This is a genomic window from Negativicutes bacterium, from assembly GCA_018052945.1.
Taxonomy (GTDB): Bacteria; Bacillota; Negativicutes; order JAGPMH01; family JAGPMH01; genus JAGPMH01.
Genome location: JAGPMH010000061.1, coordinates 1 through 6526, shown reverse-complemented (window position 1 = coordinate 6526; position 6526 = coordinate 1). Strand labels below are relative to the sequence as shown.

Genomic DNA, 6526 nt, shown 5'->3' with positions numbered 1-6526 from the left:
TTCTTGTAATAATTATACAATTTCATCATCTCTTTTACCAGCTAATTGTAAATATATCTTTAATTATTTTTAAATTTTCCACAATACTTAAGAAGCGGATTAATCACTGTACTAATCACTATAATAGAAATTACTCCTACTATTAGGCCTAACACTATATCAATTATTAACGGCAGAATTTTTCCAATAACACCATCCACCGGCACATAGTGCATTAAAGTAGTAATTAATTCTATATCATGTAAATTATGTGTAAAAATCCCTCCTCCGACCATAAACATCGCCATAGTTCCGGCAATAGTTAAAAATTTCATGAATTTGGGCATTAAAAATACTAATTGCTTACCAAAAAAATTAATAAATTTTATTCCTAGCTGATTATTAAATAACATTGATGAAATTAAATAAATACTGTTATTAAGAACAGCCACTATCCTTAGCGGTAAAATTTCCCCTAAAAACTCACAACGTTTTGAAAACTTTGCGCTAAAATTCTCCTTATTAACTTCTAGTAAAAATATTCCAACATCATCTGCTTTCACAATAAGCGCTACTAAACCATAGACTCCGACTGTCATTGCTATCCCAATTACACTTAACACTAATACCTGTGATAGAAATGGTAAAGCGGCCGCACTACCTAAGGCGATAACCATAATTTCACCACTTAACACAAAGTCTGTTTTTATGGCACCATCAATTTTTTCCTCTTCGGATAATGTTTTTTTATCTTCATTTTCAGCACTATGACCGAAGATTTTTTCGGCCCCTTCATAACATAAATATATGCCCCCAAGCATTAATGCTATCATTACTAAAACTTTTGATAGTGCGCTTAACAATAAGGCTAGCGGAATGATTTTAACTTTGTTCCAAAACGAACCTTTAGCAACCTGCCAAACAATCGGTAATTCTCGCTCTGCACTAACGCCTGTAACTTGTTGGGCATTAACTGCCAAATCATCGCCAACTACACCTGCCGTTTTTTTTGCTGCAACTTTCGTCATCGCCGCAACATCATCTAAAATAGCAGCAATATCATCCAATAATATAAAAAAGCTTCCTCCTGCCATATTCAACCTCTCTTTATCTTATATTTTAGTAGGCTTACCCAAATAATAGCCTTGCCCATAATCAATTTGCATTTCATTTAAAATCATCCAAATTTTTTCGTTTTCCACATATTCTGCAATGGTTTTTTTTCCCATCGCATGTGCTACTTCATTCATTGATTGAACCAATGCTCTTTGCGTAAAATCAATATCTAAATTTCTAATAAAGGAACCATCAATTTTCAAATAATCTACCGGTATTTTCTGCAAATAACTAAAAGAAGAAAAGCCAACACCAAAATCATCCAGAGCAAACTTACAACCTAACTTTTTAATGCTATTAATCCAGTGCTCAGCTTTATCTAAATCTCTTATTGCCGCTGTTTCCGTTATTTCAAAACCCAATTGTTCTTTCTTAAATTTGCCATTTTTAACAATATTGCCGATATAATTAAGTAATTCCGTATCACCTAAACTATATCCCGATAAATTAACGAATAATGATAAATCAGGACGCAGTTCCATCAGTTGCACAACTTTCGTCACAACCCATTTGTCAATTTCACTTACTAAGCCAAACTTTTCAGCTGTTGCCATAAAATCATTAGGGTAAATAAGTGTATCATCAGGTTCTAGCATTCTTAACAATATTTCAAAATGCGTAATTTTTTTATCGCTATTAAATATCGGCTGAGCATGTAAAACAAATTTATCATCTTGCAACGCTTGATTGATTTTCAATATCATTCTATTGGCTTCAGAAAACAGATTTTTATCGTCGCTATTTTTTATAGTCATAATTCTGTTTTTTCCGTTTTCTTTTGCTGAATACAATGCTGTATCAGCATACGTTAAAACCTCTTGTGCCGATAAACTACCATCAATAATAGTAATACCAAAGCTAGCAGTAATATGGATTTCAGCATTTTTCGTACTGACTATAAAATTTTCGCCACGCAAAGCATTCAAAAGTTTAGTTGCAATTAATTTTGATTGTTCAAGGTTAGCCTCTTTAACTAACACCGCAAATTCATCACCACCTAAACGTGCTAAAATGCTGTTTTCGCCAATTATCCGTCGTAAGCGGTCGACTACTTTTATTAAAATTTCATCTCCGATTGAGTGCCCAAAAGAATCATTGACAACTTTAAAATTATCCAAATCAATAAAAATCAACGCACTGCTAGTATTATTTTTTTCGACATCACCTAAAATCTCTGCAATATAACTTTGCAAATAATACCGATTAGGAATATTGGTTAAAAAATCATGTGTTGCCAGATATTGCAGTTGCACTGCTTCTTTTTTGCTGTGAAATAAATCATTATTTTTATCAATTAATTCCTTACGATTATAATAAATACAATTACTTAAATAATTATCCCCAACTGCCACTGCTTTGGCAAACTCATAACAACTGCCATAACCACAAGAATAACAATTAATTTTTCTTGATTCAGCACTATATTTATGCAGTTTTTCAAAAACAACATTGACCTCTTCTCCAGTAACAGTTTTAAAATGGATCGAATTATCTTGATAATCTCTTTTAAAATCATTAATATCAAGCTTTCTGTCCAATTCTTTTAGAAAATTTAAATATGTGGCTTTTACAGCTGGTGCATCATTGAATTTACGATGTTGTAATTCTTTTACTTTTAAATACAAATCATCAATACTTTGGTCTGTTTGTACGCCCGTTCCTAATAAACAGCCATGTTTGCAGTTTAATACATCAACCAAAGCAGGTAACTCTTTTTGCTCTAAAGCTCTAGCATGATATTCCTTTAAATATCGACAAGCCGACTTAGTGCCTTCAATCTCTCTAATCCATAGATTAGGCTTGCAAAACAATATTATCTCTTTCAATCCACCGGACTTACAAAAAAAATCACCTAACCCATTAGTATCAATATCATAAGTCGTTTCAGGGATGGTCTCTAGATAAATGTTGTTATTATTTAAGTATTCTTGAAGTTTAGTTAACGTTACATTATATTTTACTAAATTATTATGCTGACTGTCATTGATTTCATCAAATTTACCAATACATGGAGAAATAAAAGCAAAATCAGCAGTAACATTACCGTATTTTTTAAAATAAATCGCTGTACATAATAGCGGGCTATTTATCTTGGCCAGTTTAGCTATTAATGCCGGCTTATATTTTTGAATATAATTTACAATCACTGGACAAGGTTGCGCAATTAACGGTTCCTGTTCTTCCTCCATTACCTTTAAATAAGCCCATGCTGCAATATCGCCACCAATTCCTACATCATAAATAAGCTGTACCCCTGATCTTTTTAGATAGGTAAATAATTTTTGATATGCCGTAAAATTAAATTTTATTGATGGGTCAACCAATAACGCTATTTTTTTACCGTTTTTTAAATCATTAAAAAATCTTTCTGTATCATCAATATAATCTCGAACATTATGATCGCAAGCCTTAATACAAGCACCACAATGAATACATTTGTCTTGCAAAACTTTTACCTTGTTTTTACCATCTTCTTGAAAGGCAAAGTTTGCTTTTACAGGACATTTTGCGATACATTTGTTACACCCGACGCACAAATCTGTATTAGTTGTTATTATTTTCATATTAAGTAAAATAAACCCCTTTCCAAATAAATTAAGTTTTTCATTACGATACTTAAAAACTAATCATCTTTAATAATATTAACATATATTTATAAACAAAAAATAGCTAATTATTAATATTAATTAAATCATCGTTTTCAGTTGGATAAATTAGCCACAGATTATTTCTTGCCTTTTCTCTTATTTTGAGTATCATTAATATATACAACAAAACGAAAAGGGTGAGTTAATGAATAACAGTCATGGTTTTAAAGAAGAACTCGATCGTGGTCTTGAAGAAAGACACATCCAACTCATTGCACTTGGTGGCGCAATCGGGGTTGGACTATTTTTAGGCTCAGCTGGAGCGATGCAAACGGCCGGCCCATCGCTAATGCTGACTTATTTTTTTGCTGGGATTATTATGTTTTATATTATGAGAGCCTTAGGTGAAGTTGCAGTTGAGCATCCTGTTTCTGGTAGCTTTAGTGCCCATGCAACAGCCTTCCTTGGTCCCAAAACTGGCTATCTTACGGGCTGGACTTACTGGTTTATGTGGGTTGTAACCTGCATGGCGGAAATAACTGCCGTTGGGGTTTATGTTCATTATTGGTTACCAGATATCCCACAATGGATACCGGCATTATTAGCGTTATTATGTATGACCTTAGTAAATCTTATTGCAGTAAAAATTTACGGTGAGTTTGAATTTTGGTTTGCCTTAATAAAAGTTGTCACCATAGTCGCGATGATTATAATTGGTTTGGCAATGATTCTGTTTGGTTTAGGTAATAACGGTATCGCCATTGGCTTTTCTAACCTCTGGCAAAATGGCGGATTTTTCCCTAATGGAATTTCCGGAACTGTCATGGCTTTGGTCATGGTTATGTTTTCATATTTAGGGATTGAGTTAGTTGGTGTTACTGCCGGTGAAGCCAAAAATCCGAAAAAAACCTTGCCATCAGCAATCGATAAAGTTTTTTGGCGGATTTTATTCTTCTATGTTTTAGCAATGGGTGTAATCATGTCATTATATCCATGGAATCAAATTGGCACTTTAGGTAGCCCTTTTGTCTTAACTTTCAATAAATTAGGGATTGCAACAGCTGCCGGAATTATTAACTTTGTAGTATTAACAGCAGCTTGCTCTTCTTGTAATAGCGGTATTTTTAGTACCGGTAGAATGTTATACAATTTATCATTGCAAGGCAAAGCGCCTAAGATCTTTAGTAAATTAAGTTCACGCCAAGTACCGTCAAAAGGAATCTTATTTTCTGTAATATTCTTATTAATTGGTGTTGCTCTAAACTATCTAGTACCAGCAAAAGTTTTCACTTATGTTACTAGTGTAGCGACTTTTGGCGCCATTTGGGTTTGGGCGATAATTTTATTGATTCAATTAAAATTCCGCAGTAAATTATCACCAGCTGAAGTTAAAAACTTAGCGTATCCAATGCCTCATTATCCATTTTCCGGCTATATCAGCATTGCCTTCTTAATATTTGTTACAATAGTAATGTATTTTAATGAAGATACCAGAATTGCACTATATATTGCACCGGTTTGGTTTGGAATTCTATATTTATCATATTATCTTGCCGGCTTTAATAAAGATAATAACGATGATATTGCCGTTACAAAAATTGATTCTTCACTTAGTGAAATGTAAAGTTAAATTAGTAATATCCCTCGGCATTATGCCGAGGGATATTTTTATTGTCCTAATTCCATCATTTTCTGCAATGGAATTATGGCCTTTTCTGCTATTGTTGCTTCGATTTTTATTTGATGCTGATTGTTAAGTAATGCATCATAAATACTGCTTAAATTAGTCTTTTTCATGTTAGGGCACACTAAACCGGGATGTAAAATGAAAAATTGTTTGTCTTGACATAAGTTTTGCAGTTTACACAAAACCCCCATTTCCGTACCAATAACAAAAACTTTTTCCTTAGAATTTACGGCATAATTTATAATTTCAGAAGTACTGCCGGCAAAATCACCTAACGCTACTACCTCGGGGTTACATTCCGGATGCATTAAAAACTTCGCTTGCGGATATTTTTCTCTAACCGCTAACACATCATTAGGTACTATTTTTTCATGAGTTATACAGTATCCGTCCCACATAATAAATTCTTTTTCAGGGAATTGTTTTGCCACAAAATCACCTAAATTTTTATCTGGTAAGAAGATTATTTGATCATTTTCAATTTTCGATATTATCTTAACCGCATTAGAGGAGGTACAACAAACATCGCTTTCCGCCTTCACTTGTGCCGACGTATTAACATAAGCAACAACTGTGGCCTTCGGATACTGCTGTTTTAACTTTCTTACACCTTCAGCATCAACCATATCCGCCATTGGACAACCGGCATTTAACTCTGGTAATAATATTTTCTTTTCCGGTGCTAATAAATAAGCTGTTTCTGCCATAAAATGAACACCACAAAATACAATTACCTCAGCTTCAACTTCTTGTGCAACCTTACTTAAATAAAAAGAATCTCCAACATAATCAGCAATATTTTGGACATCTTCAATTTGATAATTATGTGCTAAAATAACAGCATTCCGCTTTTTCTTTAATAATTTTATATCTTCAATTAAATTCATAATTTCACCTTTTCATTACAATTCATATATTTTTTATATGTATTATAATGAAAAAAATTGAACTCGTCAATAAAATTCAAATAAATATATGTTAACTATGCATTTGACGAATAGAATTAAATAGCATATTATATTGTATATATTAGAAAGACCAACTATAAAAAGTCAACATAAAAATTAAATGTATTTGCAAAGAGTGTAGTTATATTTATACAACACAAATAGACCTGTATTTCACAGGCTGAAAAGTAATATTTTGTATATTTTAC

Annotated in this window: 4 protein-coding genes; 1 reads left to right on the top strand and 3 read right to left on the bottom strand. The window is 32.6% G+C overall.

The features are described 5' to 3' along the window. Positions 1 to 59: 59 nt before the first annotated feature. Positions 60 to 1073, bottom strand: coding sequence for a DUF808 domain-containing protein (locus tag KBI38_07690; protein ID MBP8629936.1), 1014 nt, complete (start codon positions 1071 to 1073; stop codon positions 60 to 62). Positions 1074 to 1091: 18 nt separating this feature from the next. Continuing rightward, a complete protein-coding gene (locus KBI38_07685) occupies positions 1092 to 3659 on the bottom strand; it encodes an EAL domain-containing protein (GenBank protein MBP8629935.1) in 2568 nt (855 codons plus the stop codon). Positions 3660 to 3888: 229 nt separating this feature from the next. On the opposite strand from KBI38_07685, the gene KBI38_07680 reads away from it, so the two are divergent. Beyond that, positions 3889 to 5307 (top strand): amino acid permease, encoded by a 1419-nt coding sequence (locus KBI38_07680; protein MBP8629934.1) that lies wholly within the window; start codon positions 3889 to 3891, stop codon positions 5305 to 5307. A 44-nt stretch (positions 5308 to 5351) separates the two neighbouring features. On the opposite strand, the gene nadA is transcribed toward KBI38_07680, so the two are convergent. Next, the gene (gene nadA, locus KBI38_07675) at positions 5352 to 6257 is read right to left on the bottom strand and encodes a quinolinate synthase NadA (GenBank protein MBP8629933.1); all 906 of its coding nucleotides are present in this window, start codon (positions 6255 to 6257) and stop codon (positions 5352 to 5354) included. Positions 6258 to 6526: the final 269 nt, after the last annotated feature.